14 protein-coding genes are annotated in these 20,154 nt (G+C 61.7%); 10 read left to right on the forward strand and 4 right to left on the reverse strand.

Annotated elements, in window-relative coordinates; translation table 11 throughout:
• Positions 1-102: 102 nt before the first annotated feature.
• Positions 103-1,626 carry a sigma-54-dependent transcriptional regulator gene (locus RCH91_RS00255; protein WP_373694348.1) on the forward strand — a complete coding sequence of 508 codons (1,524 nt, stop codon included), beginning with the start codon at positions 103-105 and terminating at the stop codon, positions 1,624-1,626.
• 98 nt (positions 1,627-1,724) lie between these two features.
• Here RCH91_RS00255 and RCH91_RS00260 read toward each other — a convergent pair whose 3' ends face one another.
• The gene (locus RCH91_RS00260; protein WP_306532500.1) at positions 1,725-3,746 is read right to left on the reverse strand and encodes a cache domain-containing protein; all 2,022 of its coding nucleotides are present in this window, start codon (positions 3,744-3,746) and stop codon (positions 1,725-1,727) included.
• Entirely contained in the window at positions 3,747-5,135 is a 1,389-nt protein-coding gene (locus RCH91_RS00265) for a sigma-54 dependent transcriptional regulator (protein ID WP_306532501.1), read from the reverse strand.
• Between the two features lie 272 nt (positions 5,136-5,407).
• Here RCH91_RS00265 and fdnG point away from each other — a divergent pair, with 272 nt between their 5' ends.
• The 6 genes from fdnG to RCH91_RS00295 all read left to right on the forward strand — a co-directional run bounded on the left by fdnG (position 5,408) and on the right by RCH91_RS00295 (position 13,909).
• A complete protein-coding gene (fdnG, locus tag RCH91_RS00270; protein WP_306532502.1) occupies positions 5,408-8,440 on the forward strand; it encodes a formate dehydrogenase-N subunit alpha in 3,033 nt (1,010 codons plus the stop codon).
• The gene (locus RCH91_RS00275) at positions 8,437-9,270 is read left to right on the forward strand and encodes a 4Fe-4S dicluster domain-containing protein (protein ID WP_306532503.1); all 834 of its coding nucleotides are present in this window, start codon (positions 8,437-8,439) and stop codon (positions 9,268-9,270) included. The genes fdnG and RCH91_RS00275 overlap by 4 nt, the downstream gene beginning before the upstream one ends.
• Positions 9,267-10,472: an NrfD/PsrC family molybdoenzyme membrane anchor subunit gene (gene nrfD / locus RCH91_RS00280; protein WP_306532504.1), complete on the forward strand. Its 1,206-nt coding sequence runs from the start codon at positions 9,267-9,269 to the stop codon at positions 10,470-10,472. Before RCH91_RS00275 ends, nrfD begins: the two co-directional genes overlap by 4 nt.
• A 107-nt stretch (positions 10,473-10,579) precedes the next feature.
• The gene (fdhD, locus tag RCH91_RS00285) at positions 10,580-12,031 is read left to right on the forward strand and encodes a formate dehydrogenase accessory sulfurtransferase FdhD (RefSeq protein ID WP_306532505.1); all 1,452 of its coding nucleotides are present in this window, start codon (positions 10,580-10,582) and stop codon (positions 12,029-12,031) included.
• A gap of 49 nt (positions 12,032-12,080) precedes the next feature.
• Positions 12,081-12,263, forward strand: coding sequence for a twin-arginine translocase TatA/TatE family subunit (locus RCH91_RS00290; RefSeq protein WP_306532506.1), 183 nt, complete (start codon positions 12,081-12,083; stop codon positions 12,261-12,263).
• Positions 12,264-12,565: 302 nt separating this feature from the next.
• A complete protein-coding gene (locus RCH91_RS00295) occupies positions 12,566-13,909 on the forward strand; it encodes an alpha-amylase family glycosyl hydrolase (protein ID WP_306532508.1) in 1,344 nt (447 codons plus the stop codon).
• Between the two features lie 25 nt (positions 13,910-13,934).
• Here RCH91_RS00295 and RCH91_RS00300 read toward each other — a convergent pair whose 3' ends face one another.
• Both RCH91_RS00300 and RCH91_RS00305 read right to left on the reverse strand, forming a co-directional pair.
• Entirely contained in the window at positions 13,935-16,229 is a 2,295-nt protein-coding gene (locus RCH91_RS00300) for a VacJ family lipoprotein (protein WP_306532509.1), read from the reverse strand.
• Positions 16,230-16,270: 41 nt separating this feature from the next.
• Positions 16,271-17,011 (reverse strand): DUF2238 domain-containing protein, encoded by a 741-nt coding sequence (locus tag RCH91_RS00305; RefSeq protein ID WP_306532510.1) that lies wholly within the window; start codon positions 17,009-17,011, stop codon positions 16,271-16,273.
• A 241-nt stretch (positions 17,012-17,252) separates the two neighbouring features.
• On the opposite strand from RCH91_RS00305, the gene RCH91_RS00310 reads away from it, so the two are divergent.
• Genes RCH91_RS00310 through RCH91_RS00320 form a run of 3 tightly spaced genes read left to right on the forward strand, consistent with a single transcriptional unit; the run spans position 17,253 to position 19,891 of the window.
• Positions 17,253-18,302, forward strand: coding sequence for an ABC transporter substrate-binding protein (locus tag RCH91_RS00310; protein WP_306532511.1), 1,050 nt, complete (start codon positions 17,253-17,255; stop codon positions 18,300-18,302).
• Positions 18,289-19,122, forward strand: a complete 834-nt coding sequence (locus RCH91_RS00315; protein WP_306532512.1) for an ABC transporter ATP-binding protein — start codon at positions 18,289-18,291, stop codon at positions 19,120-19,122. The genes RCH91_RS00310 and RCH91_RS00315 overlap by 14 nt, the downstream gene beginning before the upstream one ends.
• Entirely contained in the window at positions 19,112-19,891 is a 780-nt protein-coding gene (locus tag RCH91_RS00320; RefSeq protein ID WP_306532513.1) for an ABC transporter permease, read from the forward strand. Before RCH91_RS00315 ends, RCH91_RS00320 begins: the two co-directional genes overlap by 11 nt.
• Positions 19,892-20,154 lie beyond the last annotated feature (263 nt).

Raw genomic sequence — 20,154 nt, forward strand, 5'->3', positions numbered from 1 at the left:
GGGGAAGTTGCCACAACCTCTGCTGATTGAAATTTCACCCACCCCCTCACCCCCTCCCGTCGAGGGAGGGGGGATACCATGAATGGTAAAGACGGAGAGACCATGTCCCAGACTCAGGTACTTATCATCGACGACGAGGCGGACGTCTGCACTTTTTTCCGCCGACTGCTGACGCGAAAAGGGTACGGTGTCGTCACCGCATCGAGCGAGCCGGAGGCGCTGCGGGCCCTTGGGGGAAACAGCTTTAACGTGGCCATGGTCGATCTGAAGCTGCCGGATACCGACGGCCTCACCCTCCTGAAGGCGATCAAGTCCCGGCAGCCTTCCTGCGAGGTCATCATCATGACCGGCTACAGCACCATCAAGACGGCAGTCACGGCGATGCAGCTGGGGGCCTACGAGTATCTGGAGAAACCCTTCGAAGACATTGGGGAAATCGAGACGCTGATCGAGAAGGCGGCCAGTCATGGCGTGGCCCTGCGCGAGGGGACCGGCGGACGGGAGGAATGGCAGGATGTGGCCCAGGCCGTCGGTTTTCAGGTGGGCGCGTCGCCGGCCATGGGGCGCCTGGTGTCACTGGCCCACAAGATCGCCGGCAAGAACGTGACCGTGCTGATCCAGGGTAATACCGGCACCGGCAAGGAGGTGCTTGCCCGCTTCATCCATGCTGCCTCGGGCCGGGCCGACCAGGCGTTCATTCCGGTCAACTGCGGCGCGCTGCCGGAGAATCTCCTGGAAAGCGAGCTCTTCGGCCACGAGAAGGGGGCCTTCACCGGGGCCGCCCAGCCCCGCCGCGGCATTTTCGAGCTGGCAAACCACGGCACCCTGCTCCTGGATGAAATCGGCGATGCCAGTCCCCAGATCCAGGTGAAACTGCTGCGGGTGCTGGAGACGGGCGAATTCATGCGGGTCGGCGGAGAAAAGCCCATCAAGACCGATGTGCGGGTGATCGCCGCCACCAACGTCGATCTGGAGCAGGCCATTCGCGAGAAGACCTTCCGGGAGGATCTGTACTACCGGCTCAACGTGGTGCGGCTCGAGATCCCGCCGCTCCGCTCCCGCGCCGATGACATTCCCCAGCTGGCGGAGCATTTTGTCCGTCAGCTCAATCCCGATTTCCGCATTTCCCCCCAGGCGCTGCGTCTCCTCCAGGGGTACGGCTGGCCGGGCAACATCCGCCAGCTCGCCAACGTCATGCGGCGCGCCGTGGTCATGTGCAGCGGCGACACCATCCTCCCCGAGCACCTGGAGAGCAGCCTGCTGAGTGGCGCCTCCGGTGCCGCCGAAGATCGTTCCTCCCTTGCCACCGGAGAAGGCGGTTCCCTTTCCCTGAAACGGTCCCTGGAACAATCCATAGGCGCCGAGGATCTCCAGAAGCTGACCCCGGAGGAGCTGCAGGGAATGCTCGACTCCCTGCGCTCCCTGGAAACCAGGCTGGTCTCGGCCATGGGGGAGAAGGGGGGCGGGACACCGGCCCGGCGATGCCTCAAGGATACCGAGGAGGAGACCATCAGGCGGGCACTGGTGCAGTACCGGTGGAACATCACCGAAACGGCGAAGGTGCTGGGCATCGGCAGGAACACCCTCTACCGCAAGATCAAGGAGTACGGGCTGGGGAGCTCCTGAGCGGTTGACGGCGGGTGTTTGAAATTGAAAAAGGCCATCTCTTTTACGGAGATGGCCTTTTTCTGTTGGGGGAGTGATCTTCGGTCCGGTTCTCTGGTTCACGGAGTTGCGGCGGAATCGCCCGTGCCCGTTACCCCCTGCCTCAGCGGCAGCACCACCCGGAAGGTGCTGCCCCTTCCCGCCGTGCTCTCCACCCGGATATTCCCCCCGTGATCCCTGACGATGCCGTAGGAAACCGCGAGGCCGAGGCCGGTCCCGTCGCTGCGGGTGGTGAAGAAGGGGCTGAAGATATTCTTGAGATTTTCGAGGGGGATGCCGACTCCCGTGTCTCCCACGGCAATGGTGCAGGTTCCCGCGTCGCTGTCCCGGGAAGTAGCCACCGTGAGGGTTCCCCCCTGCTTCATGGCCTGGATGGCGTTGAGGATCAGGTTGGTGAATACCTGGCGGAGCTGGTCGCCGTCCCCCTGCAGGGGGGGGAGGTCGGCGGCGTAGGCGCGGCGGACCTTGATGCCAGCGAGGGGGACCTGGTGCCCAACCTGTTTGAGGATCTCGTCCAGGAGGCCGTTCACCGCCACCGTTCCCAGCTCCTTCTGCTGCTGGCGGGCGAACGTGAGAAGATTGCCGACGATCCGCTCCACCCGTCCCACCTGCTGGGCGATGGTGTCCACCTCCTCCCGGTTCGGGTCGTCCTCGTCAATCGCCATCTGGAGAAGCTCCGTGTTCCCCCGGATGATCGCCATGGGGTTGTTGATCTCGTGGGCCACGCCCGCAGCCAGCATACCGATGTCCGCCAGCTTCGCGGCCCGCACCAGATCCTCCTGGGTCTTTACGAGGAGGAGGTTCTTCTCTTCCAGTTGGGCCGTGCGGTCCAGGACCTTCTGCTCCAGGTCCCGGTTCAGCTTCTGGATGTCCTCTTCCCGGTGGGCGAGGGTGCGGGTCATCTGGGCGAATTCGCTGGCCAAATCACCGATTTCGTCGCGAGTTTGGACGGTGATGGCCACTTTCCGTTCGCCGGCGGTGATGCGGCGGGCCGCGGTTTCCAGTTCCTTGATGGGTCGGGCGAGGCGCGAGGCGATGAAGCTCGAAATGGCCAGTCCGATGAGGGAGCCGCAGAGGAGGACCACCCCGAAGATGAGGGATATTTCCCGCTTCATCTCCTGGAAGGGGCGCTCCATGATCCCCACGTAGAGGGAGCCCACCGGCACCCCCTGGAGGTTCAGGATCGGCTCGTAGGCGGAGTAGTACCAGTCGTTCACCACGAAGGCCCGCCCCACCCACTTCTCCCGGTTAACGATGACCCGCCGGTAGACCTCCTCCGAGACCCGGGTGCCGATGGCGCGCCGCTCCGGCGTCAGGAGCACGTTGGTGGCTATCCGCAGGTCCCCCTGGAAAATGGTGGCGTTCCCCACGTCCTGCCCCTGGTAGCTCACCGCCTCAAAGACGATCTTCTTGATCCGGTCCACCAGTTCGTTGTTGTCGTTGAGCAGGATGCCGCCGTAGAGGACTCCGGCGACCCTGCCGGCCCGGTCCCGCACCGGCACCGACGCCACCATGGCCATGCCGGCCCGCTCCACGGCCTCGTCCCGCTGGCGGGCGTGGCGGGTGGGGAGGATCTGAATGGACGCCCTGGCGGCCAGGTTCTTCCCCTCCTTTGCCAGTTCCTCGGGGGGGATGACCTCGGTGCCGGCGATATGCTCGCCCCGCAGCGCCCGTGCCACGATCTGGTCGGCGATCTTGCTGTCGCCGAAGGCCCCATGGTTGCTGGCCCGGAACACGACCTGCCCGTTCCGGTCCACGGCGGTGAGAAAGTCGAGCCCCTCGCTGGTCATCCGGGGTGAGAGGAGGCTGTTGAGGGTTCTGCGATCCCCCTGGGCGATGATCATGGAGGTGAAGGGGTTGGTGGCGGTGAGCTTGACCACGTCGCGGATGTGGTCAAGCTCGCTCTCGTAGACGGCCCGGGCCGAGTTCAGGTCGGTCCGGACCTTCTCCTGTGCCTGGCTCACGACCCGGGAGTTGATGATAGAGATGCCTATGACGCCGCAGAGCACCGTGGCCGCGAAGAGGGGGGCGAGGGTGGCGACGGTGAGTTTGAGGCGGATGGGGAAGCGCTTCGGTCCCATTCAGTCGTCCAAGGTCCCGGCGCCCGGCTGGCCGGGTATGGCCAGGGCGTACTCCACGATCTTGCGGTCGAGGGTCTTGCGGGAGATGCCGAGGATTTCCGCCGAGCGACTCTTGTGGAAGCCGGTCTGGCGCAGCACCCGTTCGATGTGCTCCCGCTCCATGTCCTCCAGGGAGACGAGCAGGTTGTCTGGCCGGCGGGGGGGGGCATCATCCCGGGGGCGGATGGGGAGGACGTCGGGGGTGACCAGGTCGCCTCGGGTTAGGATGGCGGCCCGCTCGATGACGTTTTCCAGCTCCCGGACGTTGCCGGGCCAGCGGTAGCCCTGGAGCGCCTGGAGCGCCTCCGGCGTGAACCCGCGGATCTCCTTCCGGATGCGCCGGGCATACTTGGCGAGGAAGTGGGACGCCAGGGGCTCGATGTCCTCGCGCCGCTCCCGCAGGGGGGGGAGGGCGATGGTGATGACGTTCAGCCGGTAGTAGAGGTCCTCCCGGAAGCGCCCGGCCTCCACCTCCTTTGCCAGATCCTTGTTGGTGGCGGCCACGAAGCGGATGTCAACGCTTTTCGGCTTGGTGGCCCCCACGGGGATGAACTCCCGCTCCTGGATGACCCGCAACAGTTTCGCCTGGACCGCGGCCGAAACGTCGCCGATCTCGTCCAGGAAGAGGGTGCCGCCGTCGGCCTCCTCCAGGAGCCCCTTCTGGGTGGTGATGGCGCCGGTGAAGGCGCCGCGCACGTGGCCGAAGAGCTGGCTTTCCAGGAGGGTGTCCGACAGGGCCGCGCAGTTGATGGAGAGAAAGCGCCGCCCCTTGCGCTGGCTGTTCACGTGGACCGCCCCGGCGATGAGCTCCTTGCCGGTCCCCGATTCGCCGAGGACCAGGATGTTGGCGTCGCTGGAGGCCACCTGGACGGTCAGCTCGTAGACCTCCCGGAACTTCGCGCTGGTGAAGATGATGTTGTCCGGCGTGTCGGGGCGGGAGAGCTCCTCCTTCAGCACCCGGTTCTCCTTCATGAGAAGGTCCAGCTGGAGGGCGTTCTCCAGGAGGCCGAGGATCTTTTCCTTGGGGAAGGGCTTTGTCACATAGTCGTAGGCTCCGAGCTTGATGGCCTCCACCGCCGCGTCGATGGTGCCGAAGGCGGTCATGACCACCACCGGCAGGGCCGGCCGGAGTTTCTTCACCCGCTTCAGGACCTCGATGCCGTCCATGTCGGGCATCCGCACGTCCTGGAGGAGGATGTCGGCATCCCCCTCGGTTCCCCCCTCAAGCCGCGCCAGGAGGCTCGCTCCGTCGGCGAAGGTCTCGACATCGTATTCCTTGGCCAGGAACATCTTCTGGAGGTAGCGCCTGATCCCTTCCTCGTCGTCGCAAATGAGAATGCGTGCTTTCATAATGGGTTACCGTGTTCCGTCGCCGTGGTTTGTCTCATTAGTTTTTGTGTGTCTACGGGACAAAATGATACAGAGGCGGTCAGGATTCCGCAAGACAAGATTCCGCACTGCTCTCCCTGATATGATGGAGATGACGTTGCTTTTAGTGTTTACGGCGAGTTATGGCTGTCGTTGACGTGTAAACGGTATTGGCACGGACGTTGCCCATGAGAGCCCGTTGTCAATTCAACGCAACGGGTCTTCTGGCCCGATATATGAAGGGGGTTTGTGAAATGGGAATTTCACGCAGGCAGTTTCTGCAGCGGGGGGCATTGGCCGGTGCGGCCATCGCGCTCTCCGGCAAACCGGGGGAGGCGAGCGTCGATGCTCCCGATCTCCGGACCAAGGGGCTCAAGACCACGACCACCATCTGTCCGTTCTGCTCGGTGGGGTGCGGCCTGATCGTCCACACCAAGGACGGCAAGGTCGTCAACGCGGAAGGTGATCCGCAGCACCCCATCAACCAGGGGGCGCTCTGCCCCAAGGGGGGCGCGCTCTTCCAGATCGCCAACAACGAGAACCGGCTCCAGAAGGTGAAGTACCGGGCCCCCGGCTCCGACAGGTGGGAAGAGAAGTCCTGGGACTGGGCCCTTGACCGGATCGCCCAGCGGATGAAGGAGACCCGCGACAAATCCTTCAAGGAGACCGAGCTGAACAAGAAGGACCGCAAAGAGTACGTGGTGAACCGCACCGACGGCATGGCCTTCTTCGGCGGCGCCGGCCTCGACAACGAGGAGTGCTACCTCTGGACCAAATTCGCCCGCGCCATGGGGGTGGGACAGCTGGAACACCAGGCCCGACTTTGACACTCGTCAACAGTCGCCGGTCTGGCGGCTTCATTTGGTCGTGGCGCAATGACCAACCATTGGATTGACCTGAAGAACTCTGATGTAATCTTTGCCATCGGCTGCAACCCGGCCGAGAACCATCCCATTTCCTTCAAATGGATCGAGCAGGCCCTGGACAGCGGCGCCAAGCTCATCTCCGTCGACCCGCGCTATACCCGCACCTCCTCCAAGGCGGACATCTACGCCCAGATCCGTCCGGGCACCGACATCGCCTTCCTGGGGGGAATGATCAACTTCGCCCTCCAGAACAACATGATCCACGAGGAGTACGTCCGCGAGTACACCAACGCGACGTTCATCGTCTCCGATAAGTTCGACTTCCAGGACGGCATGTTCTGCGCGTTCGACGACCAGGAGAAGACCTACGATCTCAAATCCTGGGCCTACGCCAACGACGCAGACGGCAAGCCCAGGCGCGACATGGGCATGAAGGACCCCAAGTGCGTCTACCAGCTCATGAAGAACCACTACAAGCGGTATGACCTGGACACCGTCTGCGCCATCACCGGCACCAAGAAAGAGGATTACCTCAAGGTGGTCAAGGCCTTCTGCGCCACGGGCCGCGCCGACAAGGCGGGGACCATCCTCTACGCCATGGGGATCACCCAGTCGACCCACGGCAGCCAGAACGTCCGGGCCGTTGCGCTCCTCCAGATGCTCCTGGGGAACATCGGCATCGCCGGCGGCGGCGTGAACGCCCTGCGCGGCGAGTCCAACGTCCAGGGTTCCACCGACTACGGGCTTCTCTTCCACATCCTTCCCGGTTACCTGAAGTCGCCGGAGTTCGACAACGTGGACCTGAAGGCCTACATCGAGAAGTGGACCCCGAAGACCAAGGACCCCAAGAGCGCCAACTGGTGGGGGAACACCCCCAAGTACACCGTGAGCCTCCTGAAGGCCTGGTACGGCGACAACGCCACGGCCGAGAACGACTTCTGCTATGACTATCTGCCGAAGCGGATGGGGAACTACTCCTACGTGAAGGTCATGGAGAAGATGGGGAAGGGGGAGCTGGAAGGGCTCGTCTGCATGGGGATGAACCCCGCCGTTGGCGGCCCCGACTCCATCAAAGCCCGCGAGGCGCTCGGCACGCTCAAGTGGCTCGTCACCGCCGACCTCTGGGAGACCGAGACGAGCATCTTCTGGAAGCGCCCCGGCGTTGACCCGAAGACGATCCAGACCGAGGTCTTCATGCTGCCGGCCGCTTCTTCCATCGAGAAGGAAGGCTCCATCTCCAACTCCGGCCGCTGGGCCCAGTGGCGCTACGCCGCCGTCCATCCCCTGGGGGATTCCCGCAGCGACCTCCACATCATCGACGAGTTCTACAAGCGGATAAAGGCCCTCTACGCGAAGCAGGGGGGGGCGTTCCCCGAGCCGATCACCAAGCTCGCCTGGAACTACGGCCAAGGCCACGAGCCCGACGTGCATCTCGTCGCCAAGGAGATAAACGGCTACTTCACCAAGGACATGACCATCGTCGACAAGGACAAGACCCTGGAGTTCAAGAAGGGTGACCAGGTCCCGATGTTCAAGTACCTCCAGGACGACGGCTCCACTGTCTCCGGCTGCTGGATCTACTGCGGCTCCTACACCAAGGACGGCAACCAGATGGCCCGCAGGGACGCCAGCGACCCCACCGGCCTCGGCCTCTTCCCCAAGTGGTCCTGGTGCTGGCCGGTGAACCGCCGGATCATCTACAACCGCGCCTCCGTCAACCCGGCCGGCGCGCCCTTCAACCCGAAGCGCCCCCTCATCGCCTGGGATGCCCTGGAGAAGAAGTGGAAGGGGGACGTCCCCGACGGCCCCTGGCCCCCCATGAAGGACGACAAGGAAGGGAAGTACCCCTTCATCATGCTCCCCGAGGGCCACGGCCGCCTCTACGCCCTCGATATGAAGGACGGGCCGTTCCCCGAGCACTACGAACCGGTGGAGAGCCCGGCCAAGAACCTCCTCTCCAAGGTGCAGAGCAACCCGGTCGTCAAGGTGCCGAAGAACGTTTCCAGCGACACCGCTAAGTTCCCCTTGATCGGGACCACCTACCGGGTGACCGAGCACTGGCAGGCCGGCGCCATGACTCGCAGCCTCCCGTGGCTCGTGGAGCTGGTTCCCGACATGTTCGTGGAACTCTCCGAGACCCTTGCCCGGCAGAAGGGGATCAGCCAGGGGGACAAGGTGAAGGTCTCCACCGAGCGGGGCTCCATCGAAGCGGTGGCCCTCGTCACCAGCCGCCTCAAGCCCTTCAATGTGCAGGGGAAGATGATCGAGCAGGTCGGCATGCCGTGGCACTTCGGCTACGCGGGCCTCGCCACCGGCGACAGCGGCAACGTCCTCACCCCCACCGTCGGGTGCGCCAACACCGGCATTCCGGAATTCAAGGCGTTCCTCTGCAACATCGAGAAAGGAGGTAAGGCCGCATGAGTGCCGGAACCATCGACTATTCGAAAACAAAGACGTTCCTGATTGATACCACCAAGTGCACCGGCTGCCGCGGCTGCCAAGTTGCGTGCAAGCAGTGGAACCAGCTGAAGGCCGAGGATACCAAATTCTTCACCGGCGAAGGGTACCAGAACCCCCCCCAGATGTCGGAGCACACCTTCACCCGGGTGAAGTTCAAGGACTACGAGAAGCACGGGCAGAACGAGTTCGCCTTCTACAAGGAGATGTGCATGCACTGCAACGACCCTGCATGCGCCTCCGTCTGTCCCGTGGGCGCCTTCCAGAAGACCAAGGAAGGGCCAGTGATCTACCACGCCAAGAAGTGCATCGGCTGCCGCTTCTGCATGGTGGCCTGCCCCTTCGGGGTCCCCAAGTACGAGTGGAGCAAGGCGTTTCCGCTCGTTAAGAAGTGCACCGGCTGCTACAGCCGGGTGAAGAACGGTCTTCACCCCGCCTGCGCAACCGCCTGCCCCACGGCCATCACTTACGGCAGCCGGGACGAGATGCTGAAGGAGGCCGAGAAGCGGATGGCCGCCAAACCCGACCGCTACTTCAAGGTGGTCTACGGCAAGGAAGAGGCCGGCGGCACCAGCGTCCTCTACCTGACCCAGCAGCCCCTGGACGAGCTCGGCTTCAAGCCGATCACCAAGCGGCCTCTGCCGTCCTACACCTGGCAGGCCCTGCGGTTCGTGCCGGGGATATTCCTCACCGTCGGCGGCACCCTGTCGCTGGTCTCCTGGTTCCAGCACCGCAAGGACCGGGTAAAGCGCGAGGAAGAGGAACGGAATAACCGGAAGGAGGGGAACCAATGACCGCGGCACGCATCGTCATGAATGAAATCAAGGGGTACCATCGCTTCATAAAGTTCCTGATGGTCCTCGTGGGGGCGGCGGCCCTGGCCTCCGCCGTCCGCTTTATCTTCGGCCTGGGGGCCACCACCAACCTGAACGACCTCTACCCTTGGGGCCTCTGGATCTCCTTCGACGTGGTCACCGCCGTGCCCCTGGCGGCCGGCGCCTTCACCGTCGGCATCGTGGCCCACGTCTTCCACATCAAGAAGCTGGAGCCCCTGGTCCGGCCGGCCATCGTCACCGGGTTCCTGGGCTACTCCCTGGTCTGCGTGGGGCTGGTTCTGGACTTGGGGCAACCCCATCGGGGGCCCTACGTCCTCTTCAACTGGAACGTCCATTCCCCCATGTTCGAAGTCTCCATGTGCGTCATGGCGTACACGACGGTTCTCTTCCTGGAGTTCCTCCATCCGGCGAGCGAGAAGTTCGGCTGGCACATCCCGCTGCGGCTCCTGCGGACCCTGGAACTGCCGTTCGCCATTCTCGCGGCCATGATCTCCACGCTCCACCAGTCGACCCTGGGGACCTTCTTTCTCATCGCCGTCGACAAGCTCCACAACCTCTGGTACAATCCGCTCCTGCCGCTGCAGTTCTGGCTTTCGGCCATCTTCACCGGCCTCTCCATCGTCATCTTCGAGGCGAGCCTCGTGCACAAGTACATGGGGCAGCCCGACGAGTCGGACCTGCTGGCAACGCTGACCAAGATCATCCCCTGGATAATGGGGGTCTACATGCTGGTGAAAGTCTACGCCCTGGCGTTCCTCAGCCACGGACCGCTCTTCGACCGGCCGGTCCTGACGGCCCTCTTCAGCGTGGAGGTGGTCGTGGGGCTCCTGATTCCGTTCGCCATGTTCCTCACGAAACGGATCAGGACCGACAAGCAGATGCAGCTGCGGGCCGCCTCCCTGGTCATCACCGGCCTTGTGCTGAACCGGTTCAACGTCTCCATGTTCGCCATGCACCAGCCCGGTCAGCCGGCCTACTTCCCGAACTTCATCGAGTCGGTGGTGACCATCGGCATCATCGCGGCCCATATCCTCTTCTTCGTGCTCGTGGCCAAGTACTTCCCCATCTTCGAGCATCATCCCGAGGCCACCGACTACACCATCCCCGACCGCTTCCGCAGGATCGAGAAGCATGGCCACGGGACGGTGAGCGAGGCGTAGGTACCATCGTGTAGGGGCGGGGTTCCCCCGCCCTTGCCACCATAACCATCAAAAGAAGAAGGGCGGGGAAACCCCACCCCGCCCCTACGTTTACGGGTCCAGACCTTATGAAAACCATTCACATTTACTCAAACGGCCGTCTGGAAGAAAAACAATCGGGCATCGTCCAGGAATTCCCCCTGGTTCTCCACGTGAACGGCCGGGAGATCGCAACTCTCATCGCCTCGCCCCACGATCTCCGGTTCCTGGTGGCGGGGTTCCTCCGCAACCAGGGGTTCGTGGAGCGGGCCGAGGATTTCCACATGCTGGCCGTCTGCGACGACTTCGGCATCGCCAACGTGCGGATAAGGAGCGAACTTCCGGAGCGGCTGAAGCCGGTATTGACCTCCGGGTGCGGCACGGGCGTCACCTTCACCCTGGAGAGCGGTCAGAGGGTGGCTAAGAGGGAGCTTGGAGCATCCGTCTCCCCCGACGCCGTCTTCCGCCTCATGGAAGAGCTTGCGCGGCGGGCCGACAACTACAGGAGCCACGGCGGCATCCACTCCGCGGCCGTTGGGGATGGGGAGGGGAACCTCCTCCTCTTTGCCGAGGACATCGGCCGCCACAACACCCTTGACCGGATCGCCGGTGAGGCCCTCTTCAAGAGTATCGACCTGGCCGGAAAGATCCTCGTCACCTCGGGGCGGGTTTCCACCGAAATGGCCGCCAAGTGCGCCCGGCTCGGGATAGCGCTCGTCGCATCCCGCACCTCCGCCACCGACATGGCGGTCAGGATGTGCGACGAGGCGGGGATCGTCCTCATCGGCTACGTCCGGGGGGGGAAGTTCACAGTCTACGCCCACCACGAGCGGTTGGTGATGGAAAAGACCGTAGGGGCGGGGTTGCCCCGCCCTGGGCGCGGAAACCGCGCCCCTACGATTTCCCAACGCATTCCCGGCGTCACCGGCGTCATCCTGGCCGGCGGGCAGTCGAGCCGCATGGGGAGCAACAAGGCGCTCCTCCCCTACAAGGGGGGGCGCTTCATCGAGTCGATTCACCGGCAGCTGGCCGAGATATTCGACGAGGTGCTGCTCGTCACCAACAACCCGGAGCAGTACGATTTTCTCCCCTGCCGCAAAGTAACGGACCTCTATCCGGGGATGGGGGCACTGGCCGGCATCCATGCGGGGCTCCACCACGCCGCCAACACCGCCGCCTTCATGGTCGCCTGCGACATGCCGTACCTGAACAGCGACCTCATCCGGCATCTGGCCACCCAGGCCGATCCGGGCGGGGTCCTCATTCCCGAGAGTCCCGCCGGCCTTGAGCCGCTCCACGCCGTCTACGGCAAGGGATGCCTGGCCGCCATCGAGACGACCCTCCTCTCGGGCGAGAGGCGGATTGTCTCGTTCTTCGGCCGAACCAACGTCAACCGGGTCAACGCCGAGCAGGTGGCCCTCTTCGACCCTGACTTCAATACCTTCAGCAACATCAATACCCCTGTCGACTATTACCGGCTGCGGGATGGCGAACGGGACGAGCATGCCGCCGAGTTCACAGCCGACCGCATTGCGGGGTAGCACAACACTGCAGCAGGATCAACAGTACACGTGAAAAGGAGATTTACCCATGTTCGGATTCGGAATGCCAGAAATGGTCATCATTCTCGTCATCGCCCTGGTCGTCTTCGGCCCGGCAAAGCTTCCCCAACTGGGTCAGTCCCTTGGCGCCGGCATCAGGAACTTCAAGAAGGCGTCGCTGGAAGAACCAGAGCAGATTCCGGTCAATGACAAGAAGGAGGGTGCTGCCTGACCGCGCTCTTACCCTTCCCTAACGCACGAAGGCCCGCCCTGCATCATGGGGAGCGGGTCTTTTTTGTTGGAGACGGCAGCATTAATGATGACAATTTGTCGGAAAGGTTTACATGCTTTCGTAGGCAGGACTTACAGTTTGCGCGGTAGCAGTGATGCCGACGTCTGCGAATGCCTCGAACTGGCTAACTTATCGAAAGGTTTGGATTTTGCATTATAGGTAGGTCAACTGACTTGTTACGGTTGGCTGCCTTCATGCGGCAACGGAGCCGGTGCTGCGGACACAAGGAAGGAGTTCACCTCATGCGTTTTAAAAGAGTGATGCAATCCGTGGTTGTTGGTGTCGTGGCGCTTTGGTTCTCTGCCGTCGCTTTTGCGGGAGAACAACCGGTCGCCATTTTCCATTCCTTCAACGAAAAGTACGCTGACGTGGAGAAGTACGTCTGCTCCCTCGCCAAGCAGGGGTACTCCCACATCCAGATCGCGCCGGCGCAGAAATCCAATCCGGCCGGAGAATGGTGGGCGAGGTACCAGCCGGTTGATTACTCCGTCATCGAAGGGCGGGGGACTGAGCAGGAGTTGAAGCGGCTTATCGTCAGGGCGCACCGGTGCAAAATCAAGGTAATCGCCGACGTCGTCTTCAACCACATGGCGAGCATGCCGGAGTATCAGGACCTGAACTATCCCCAGTTCGGCCCGGAAGATTTCCACCCTCCCTGCGACATCAACTATCAGGATGGCACTAGGGATACGGAAGTGGACTGCTGGCTCGGTGGCCTGCCGGATCTGGACCTGAGCCGGAAAAAGGTGCGGGATATTCACCAGGCCCACATCAAGAAGCTGCTCAAGCTCGGTATCGACGGTTTCCGCTTCGACGCGGCCAAGCATATGTCGCCGGAGATTGTCAAAAGTTACATCGACTACATTGACTCGCAGAGCAAAGGGAAGACCTGGAACTACCTTGAGGTGATCGAGGACGGCGATACGAGCGCCGAGCGGTACAACTGGATCGCTGCGGTTACGGACTTTCTGCTGTACAACTCCATGAAAGGCGCCTTCAGTTTCGGCGGCGACTTGCGCACTCTGGCCGTTCCCCCGGCGGTGAACGACCCACGCAGCGTCACGTTCGGCCAGAACCATGACACGATCCGGGCGCTGAACGCCAACGCCATCAATCCCTATAACGACCCGGCAGACTCCTACCTGGCCACCGCCTATGTCCTCGCGCGAGAAAACGGCACTCCGCTGGTTCTCGCCCAGGACAACCTCGCCGTACCCTATATCAAGTATGGCGTCGCATTCCGCAGGATCATGCGGCAACGGGGCGCTGAGGGAAAGGGCGTGCGGGAGAATGTCCTGGCGGTGACCAACTCACCCACCGTGCTGGTCATGGAACGGGGGGCGGAGGGCTTTTTCGTCGTGAACAAGGGGGCGGAGAAGTTCGATGTCCCCACGCTCGACCTCACCTTCACCAATCTCGAGGGGTGCTACCGGGAACTCCGCAACAATTTCACCGTGGCGGTGGAGCGGCGGGCCGACTACAAGAAGTACGTCACCCGATGGGGAACGTGGACCCGCGGCGGGATGGAGGTTCAGGCTCGGGACGCGCTTTATTTCATCCGCGAGCCATGGGAGAAGTGCAAATAGGGAGCTTTGCTCCTGATCCAGTCGATTACTGCTCGATATCCAGCTCCCGCTTCTTGGTGTAGAGCAGCCGCACCAGATCGTACTCGAAGGGGGAGCCGGTCTGGTAGTACCGGAAGGGGATATTGTGCCGCGTATTGACGGCGTCCGTGCCCGTATAGGCAGCTCCCCATCCAATGTTCTTGTCCATGTCCGTCGGCTGGTTGAGGTAGAAATAGTGCGCCGCGGAATCCGCCGCCAGGCCGGTCGTGTCCCTCAGGCTGGAAGGGCCGAAGATCGGCAGCACGATATACGGTCCCGGGTTCAATCCCCACCATCCCAGCGTCTGGCCAAAGTCTTCCCCATGCTTCGGAAATCCCAGATCGGTGGCAGGGTCCCACATTCCGCCGATGCCGATCGTCGTGTTGATGAGGAACCGGGTAAAGACGGTGGCGGAGGTCTTCGGCCTCGCCTGGAGAATCGAATTGGCCAGGTTGCGGATCTCGGCGATGTTGGAGAAGATGCCGGAGATCCGGTCTTCGAGATAGTTCGGGGTGATGAATTCATAGGCCCGGGTTACCGGCAGGAACAGGTATTCGTCGAACGTCGCGTTGAACCTGTAGAGCGCCCGGTTCACCGGCTCGATGGGATCATATACGTCGATGACGTACGACAGCCCCGGTTTGAGTACCTGTTTGGCCGGCCGGCGCGGGGCGAGGATCTCCCGTGAGCCCTTGGCTGCGGTCCTGGGAGTGGGTAGGGCTGATGCGGCGGCCGGACGGGGTGCGGTAAACGGAGCGTTGAGCGATTCCTCGGAATCTGACTGGGGCGGAGCAAGTTCCCCGGTCAGGACCGGGGAAGGTGCGGTGCGGGCCTGCTCCGGCTGCTCAGACGCAGGCATCTTCTCTCCCTTTGCGCCGGCAGCGCCTGCCATGTCCGGTGACGCCGCACCCGGGCTGCCGTCGGATGCCGCCTCCTGCTTGAAGATGTCAAGCATGTGCGCCACGTTCACCCGGTGGTCGATGTTGCCGCAGTGGCCGCCCCGGGGATAGATCCTGGCGCGGGAGCCGAACACCTTGCGCAGGTAGTCGATGTCTCCCGGACTCAAGAGCAGGTCGTCGGCGTTGTGAACCAGAAAGACCGACGAGGAGTTGCGCAGGAATGGCTCGATGCTCCTGAGGCTGAGATTCTCGATCATCTGCTGCTCGGTCATCCCCGGTATTTGTTCCATATAGTAGGGGACGAGAAGATCCCGGAAATAGTCCAGGAACTTGACCATGTCCGCGACCTTGAAATAGTCGGTCAGGGAGTCGGTGGTGGAGAGTTCGAGGTTTTTCGGCTTGATGTAGCCGGCGTTGGTGAAGACATCGGATGTGAAGGCCAGGTTCGCCACGGACAGCCGGAATGAAAGCCCGATCAGCGCCGCCAGGTTTTCGTCATTGGGCTTTCTCCCCCTGAAGAGGAAATCGCCCGTAAAATTGACCCGTTCGTTCGGCTGGTAGATGGCCGAAAAAGCCCTGAACGCATTGTCGAAGAACTCCTCGAATTTCTCCTCCCCCCCCGGTATCTTCTTGATCATCTCGTCCAGGTTTCCCGCTGCATTGTAGAGGCTCACCGGCGGATTGATGAGGAGCACCCTTTTTAACCCGAACAGGCCGAGCCGGTCATCCAGCTCGGCCAGAAACGCGGCATGGGCTGCGCCGAGACTGTAGCCGGCGAGATGAAAGCGGGTGATCGCCACATCGTCCCGGATTTCACGGGTGATCAACTCCATGGCCCGGTAGAGATCTCGGGCGTCCTCTCGCAGGAAGCCGGGGATGCCGGTACCCGATGCAGCGGGAATGAAGTTCGGATGGGTTGTGGAGGGAAGGCAGACCACGTGGAATCCCGCCTGGAAAAACGTCCTTTTCAGGAACTGGATCTTCGAGTCGTTGTGTCCGGCTCCCATGCCGGCAACAAGGAAGATGAGCGGCGCGGCCCGGTCCTGGGCGGCGATGGAATAACGCAATTTCTTGCTGTACCAGAGGATGTCGGGAACCGGTCGGTCCTCGAACACCATCACCTCTGTCTCCCTGACAGAGATTCTCTGGGGCACCTCGGCCTTCAGTTCCTTTGGCGTTCCGAGCACGGTAGCCACGTAGGGGTCTGCATACGGATAATCGTAGGGTTCATCCGCCGCACCTGCCAGCGGAATCAACGCGTGCCAGCAGATGACCAGCGCCAGCAGCGCGCCCTGGAGCAAACCAGACGGACGACCCTTACGGGCCGATGTGAACCGGGAGCCGCCTCCTCCGTTATAACCGGCGGTTGCCGGTTGAGTATCCCTTCGTGTCCTGAAGAGCATGTCAGCCTCCTTCTGTAGTGTTCAGCCTTGTGCAGAATCTTCTATTTTCGCCCCTTGCGCTGCTTTCTCAACATCCGGGCAATCTCTTCCTCACCGAGGGGCTTCGGCTGTTTAACCCGCAGGCTTTCCGCCAGCTCGCGGGCGAAGTCCCGCTGGAGCGTGACATTGATTGCGACCGTCACGAGCATGGCGATCACGGCGCCGAGGGAGGCAAGGGCCATGTCCTTGTGGGCGTCCCATATATCCCCCTGGGTTCCCAGGTATGCCACCCCCAGGTCACCGCCGAAAAGCTCTGCAGCCCCCCACTCGAACAGCTCGAAGAGCATCGAGGTGGCCATGGTCACGTCGAGGGGGAGATAGTAGCCCCACACCCCGCGCACCTCCGCCACCCGCAGGAACACCTCGCGAATCGGGTAGGCGAGAAGCAGCCCGAAACAGAAATGGGCGAGCCGGTCGAAGTGGTTCCGCTGGAAGCCGAGGAGCTCATTGAGGGGGGTGCCGGTCAGGCTCCGGAACCATTCGTCATAGGGGACCTTGGCGTAGGTATAGTGGGCGCCCACCTCGTGGAGGCAGAGAAAAATAAAGATGGACGTGTAAGAGACCCGTGAGAGGGGGAGCCTCTTTCGGGTCAGCACCAGAAACGGCACGATGAGAAACACCAGCACGTTCTCCAGCGCCCAGTCCTTGCGGTCGTAAGGTGCAATGGCGAGGAGCGCCCAGAGGACGAGGAATATCGCGCCGAGAGTGAGAAGATAGTACCGGTTTTTTCCCGCGCAATTCATGGGGCCTCCTCCTTGCACTGTCACAAGGGTACACCACCTGGGGCGTCAGACAAGGGGCGCGGGGTGGTTTTCTCGTGCCTTGCCGGAGGGCAATATAATGTAATCTCTTGAAATTATTTTATACTGTCTCTGGAGCCGCGTAACCTCACGGCTATGCCGGCCCATGACGATTTCTCGGGAGAGTCAGGTGATTCGATTCATCAGGTGGGATAAAACGAAAAGGAGGTGCCGGAAAGCGCACGTGGCAACGGGGTCGGCCGAGGGGGTCCCGCACTGGTTCGCGGGGGGCTTATTCCTCCTGTGTTTGCTCCTGTTGTCCTGGTCCCAGGCCCAGGCAGGGGCCAATCGGCTCAGGTTGGGGTACTTCCCGAACATTACCCATGGACAAGCCCTCTACGCGCGGGCGACCGGCGAGTTGGAGAAGGCGATCGGCGTCCCCATCGAGTGGGTCCCCTTCAACGCCGGTCCATCGGCCATTGAGGCCCTGTTCGTCGATGCCGTTGATGCAACGTTTATCGGTCCCAGCCCGACTATCAACGGGTACATAAAATCCAAGGGCGAGAAGTTTGTCATTGTGGCCGGTGCTTCCAGTGGCGGTGCAGGGCTGGTGGTACGGAAGGATTCGGGAATCGGGGGAGAAAAGGATTTTGACGGCAAGGTGATCGCCACGCCGCAACTGGGAAGCACGCAGGACCTCGCCGCCCGGGGCTGGTTCGCGGCCAAGGGGTATCACCTCAAGGAAACGGGAGGAACGGTTGCGTTGGTGCCCCTTTCCAACCCCGACCAATTGACTATGTTCACGAAAAAGCAGATTGACGGTGCCTGGACCATTGAACCGTGGCTCTCCCGGCTGGAGCTGGAGGGGGCTGGCCGCCTGTTTCTGGATGAAAAATCCCTCTGGCCCGAGGGACGCTACGTGACCACGCATCTGGTCGTGAATAAAAAATTTCTGGCCGAGAACGGGGAGCTGGTGAAAAAACTGCTGACGGCCCATGTGGAAATCACGCAACGGATGAATGCCGACAAGGCTGCCACCGCCAGATTCCTCAACGCACAGTTGAAGAAAGACACGGGCAAGGAGCTGAAAGATGAGGTCATCGGCCGAGCCCTCGCTCGTGTGGAATTTACGTGGGACCCCATCGCTCCGTCCCTGCGGAAATCAGCCGAAATCGCCCATAAAATACGATTTCTCAGGTCTCCCCCCCAACTCCATGGGATCTATGCACTCAACCCTCTGAACGCGGTTTTGCGTGAAAAAAATCTGCCCGAGGTGAGGGATGGAGTACGTTAACCGAACGGAAACGCACGCGTCACCGCTGCAAGATTCTCCAGCCACACCGTCTCAGGTGAAGCTGCAGCTTACGAATGTTTCAAAGACGTTTCAGAGCGCGACGCAGACAGTGGAGGCGCTGGCGCCCTTCAATCTGGAAATACAGGAAGGCGAGTTCGTGGTTTTTTTCGGCCCTTCCGGTTGCGGGAAGTCCACCCTGCTGGATATCATCGCCGGGTTCGAAGCGCCTTCCACCGGAGAAGTCCTCTTTGAAGGCAAACCCGTCACTATGCCGGGTAATGATCGCCTGATGATGTTTCAGGAACACACGTTATTCCCGTGGCTCAACGTTGTCAGAAACGTGATGTACGGCCTGAAGAACAAACGGGAATTTCGGTTTCGCCCCTGGAAACAGCGCGAAACCGCGCGCTCCTGGCTCAAGATGATCGGGTTGGAGGAATTCGAGAAGTCCTTGATCCATGAGCTCTCAGGCGGCATGAAGCAGCGGGTCGCGCTGGCCCGAGCGCTGGCGCCGGACCCGAAAGTGCTGCTTGTGGACGAGCCGTTTCCCGCCCTCGACGCGTTGGTCCGGACAAAACTTTACGCCGATCTCCAGGATATCCTGGTCCGTACCGGCAAGACCATCATCTCCGTTACGCACGATCCGCGGGAAGCCGCTTGCCTGGGTGACCGCGTCCTGATCTTCACGCCGCGGCCCGGCAGGATTCAGAAAGAAATCCGCGTGGACCTGCCGCGACCGAGGGATATCAACGATAATGAAGTCGGTGAATACGCCAGCCAGATCATGGCTGAACTGGAGAACCCGCCCGATGAACAGTGAACAGAACAAGAGGGCAACCATCGTTGTGGTGCTCTTCTACGTCCTGATTTTCGTAATCTGGCAGGCGATGTTCAGTGTCGGCCTGATCCCGGAATACCTGTTTCCTTCTCCCGTTCAGGTGGCCAAGCGGTTGTGGGAACTGGGGGTTGACGGATATCTGCTTCCCAGTGTCGAGGCCACTCTCGTGCGAATGGGCAAGGGCTTCACCCTCGCAGCAGCAATCGGGTTGAGCATCGGGCTTATCATGGGGGTCAGTCCGATCATCAATCTCTGTTTAAAGTCGCTCTTCCTCGGTCTCCAGACCCTTCCGACGGCGGCCTGGGTTCCGATATCCCTGCTCATCTACGGCCTGAGCGATCAAGGGATCTATTTCGTGATCATCATGAGTTCAGTGCCGGCCATTGCCATTGCCACGTCGACCGGCATTCTGCATATTTCGCCCCTCTATCTCCGGGCCGCGAAAACCTTGGGCACGGCCTGGTACGCAATGCCCGGCCGGGTGATTCTTCCCGCAGCGCTCCCCTCGATCGTTAGCGGCCTCAAGCTGGGGTGGACTCTGGGCTGGCACGGCGGTGTCTCCGCAGAATTGATCAAATCAACGATCGGCCTTGGTTTTCTGCTCTACATGGGGCGCGAACTGAACGATGCGTCCCAGGTCATGGGGATCATGGTGGTGACGATTCTGTTTGGTCTCCTGCTCGATCGTTTTTTCTTCGGGATCATCGAGCAGCGCATCCGTATCCGGTGGGGGCTTGAGAGGAAAGGGTAGGTTCGAAATTCGGCGAGTCAGTGGTGCAGTGGTGCGTGACCTGGGAGACGTCTGCTTATGGCGGGACAGCCACGTGATGGCAACGTGTCGGAAAGGGTTACATGTATGTGTAGGAAGGGGTTACAGTTTGTGCGGTTGCGGCGATGCCATCGTCTGCGAAAGACCGAAAATGCTTAACATGCGGAAAGGTGTGGTTATTGCTTATAGTTGACTAACCAACGTGCTATGGATGGCAGCCTTCATGCGGCGGAGTAGCCGCACAC

It is taken from the genome of Geobacter sp. (assembly GCF_030834625.1).
Lineage (GTDB): Bacteria > Desulfobacterota > Desulfuromonadia > Geobacterales > Geobacteraceae > Geobacter.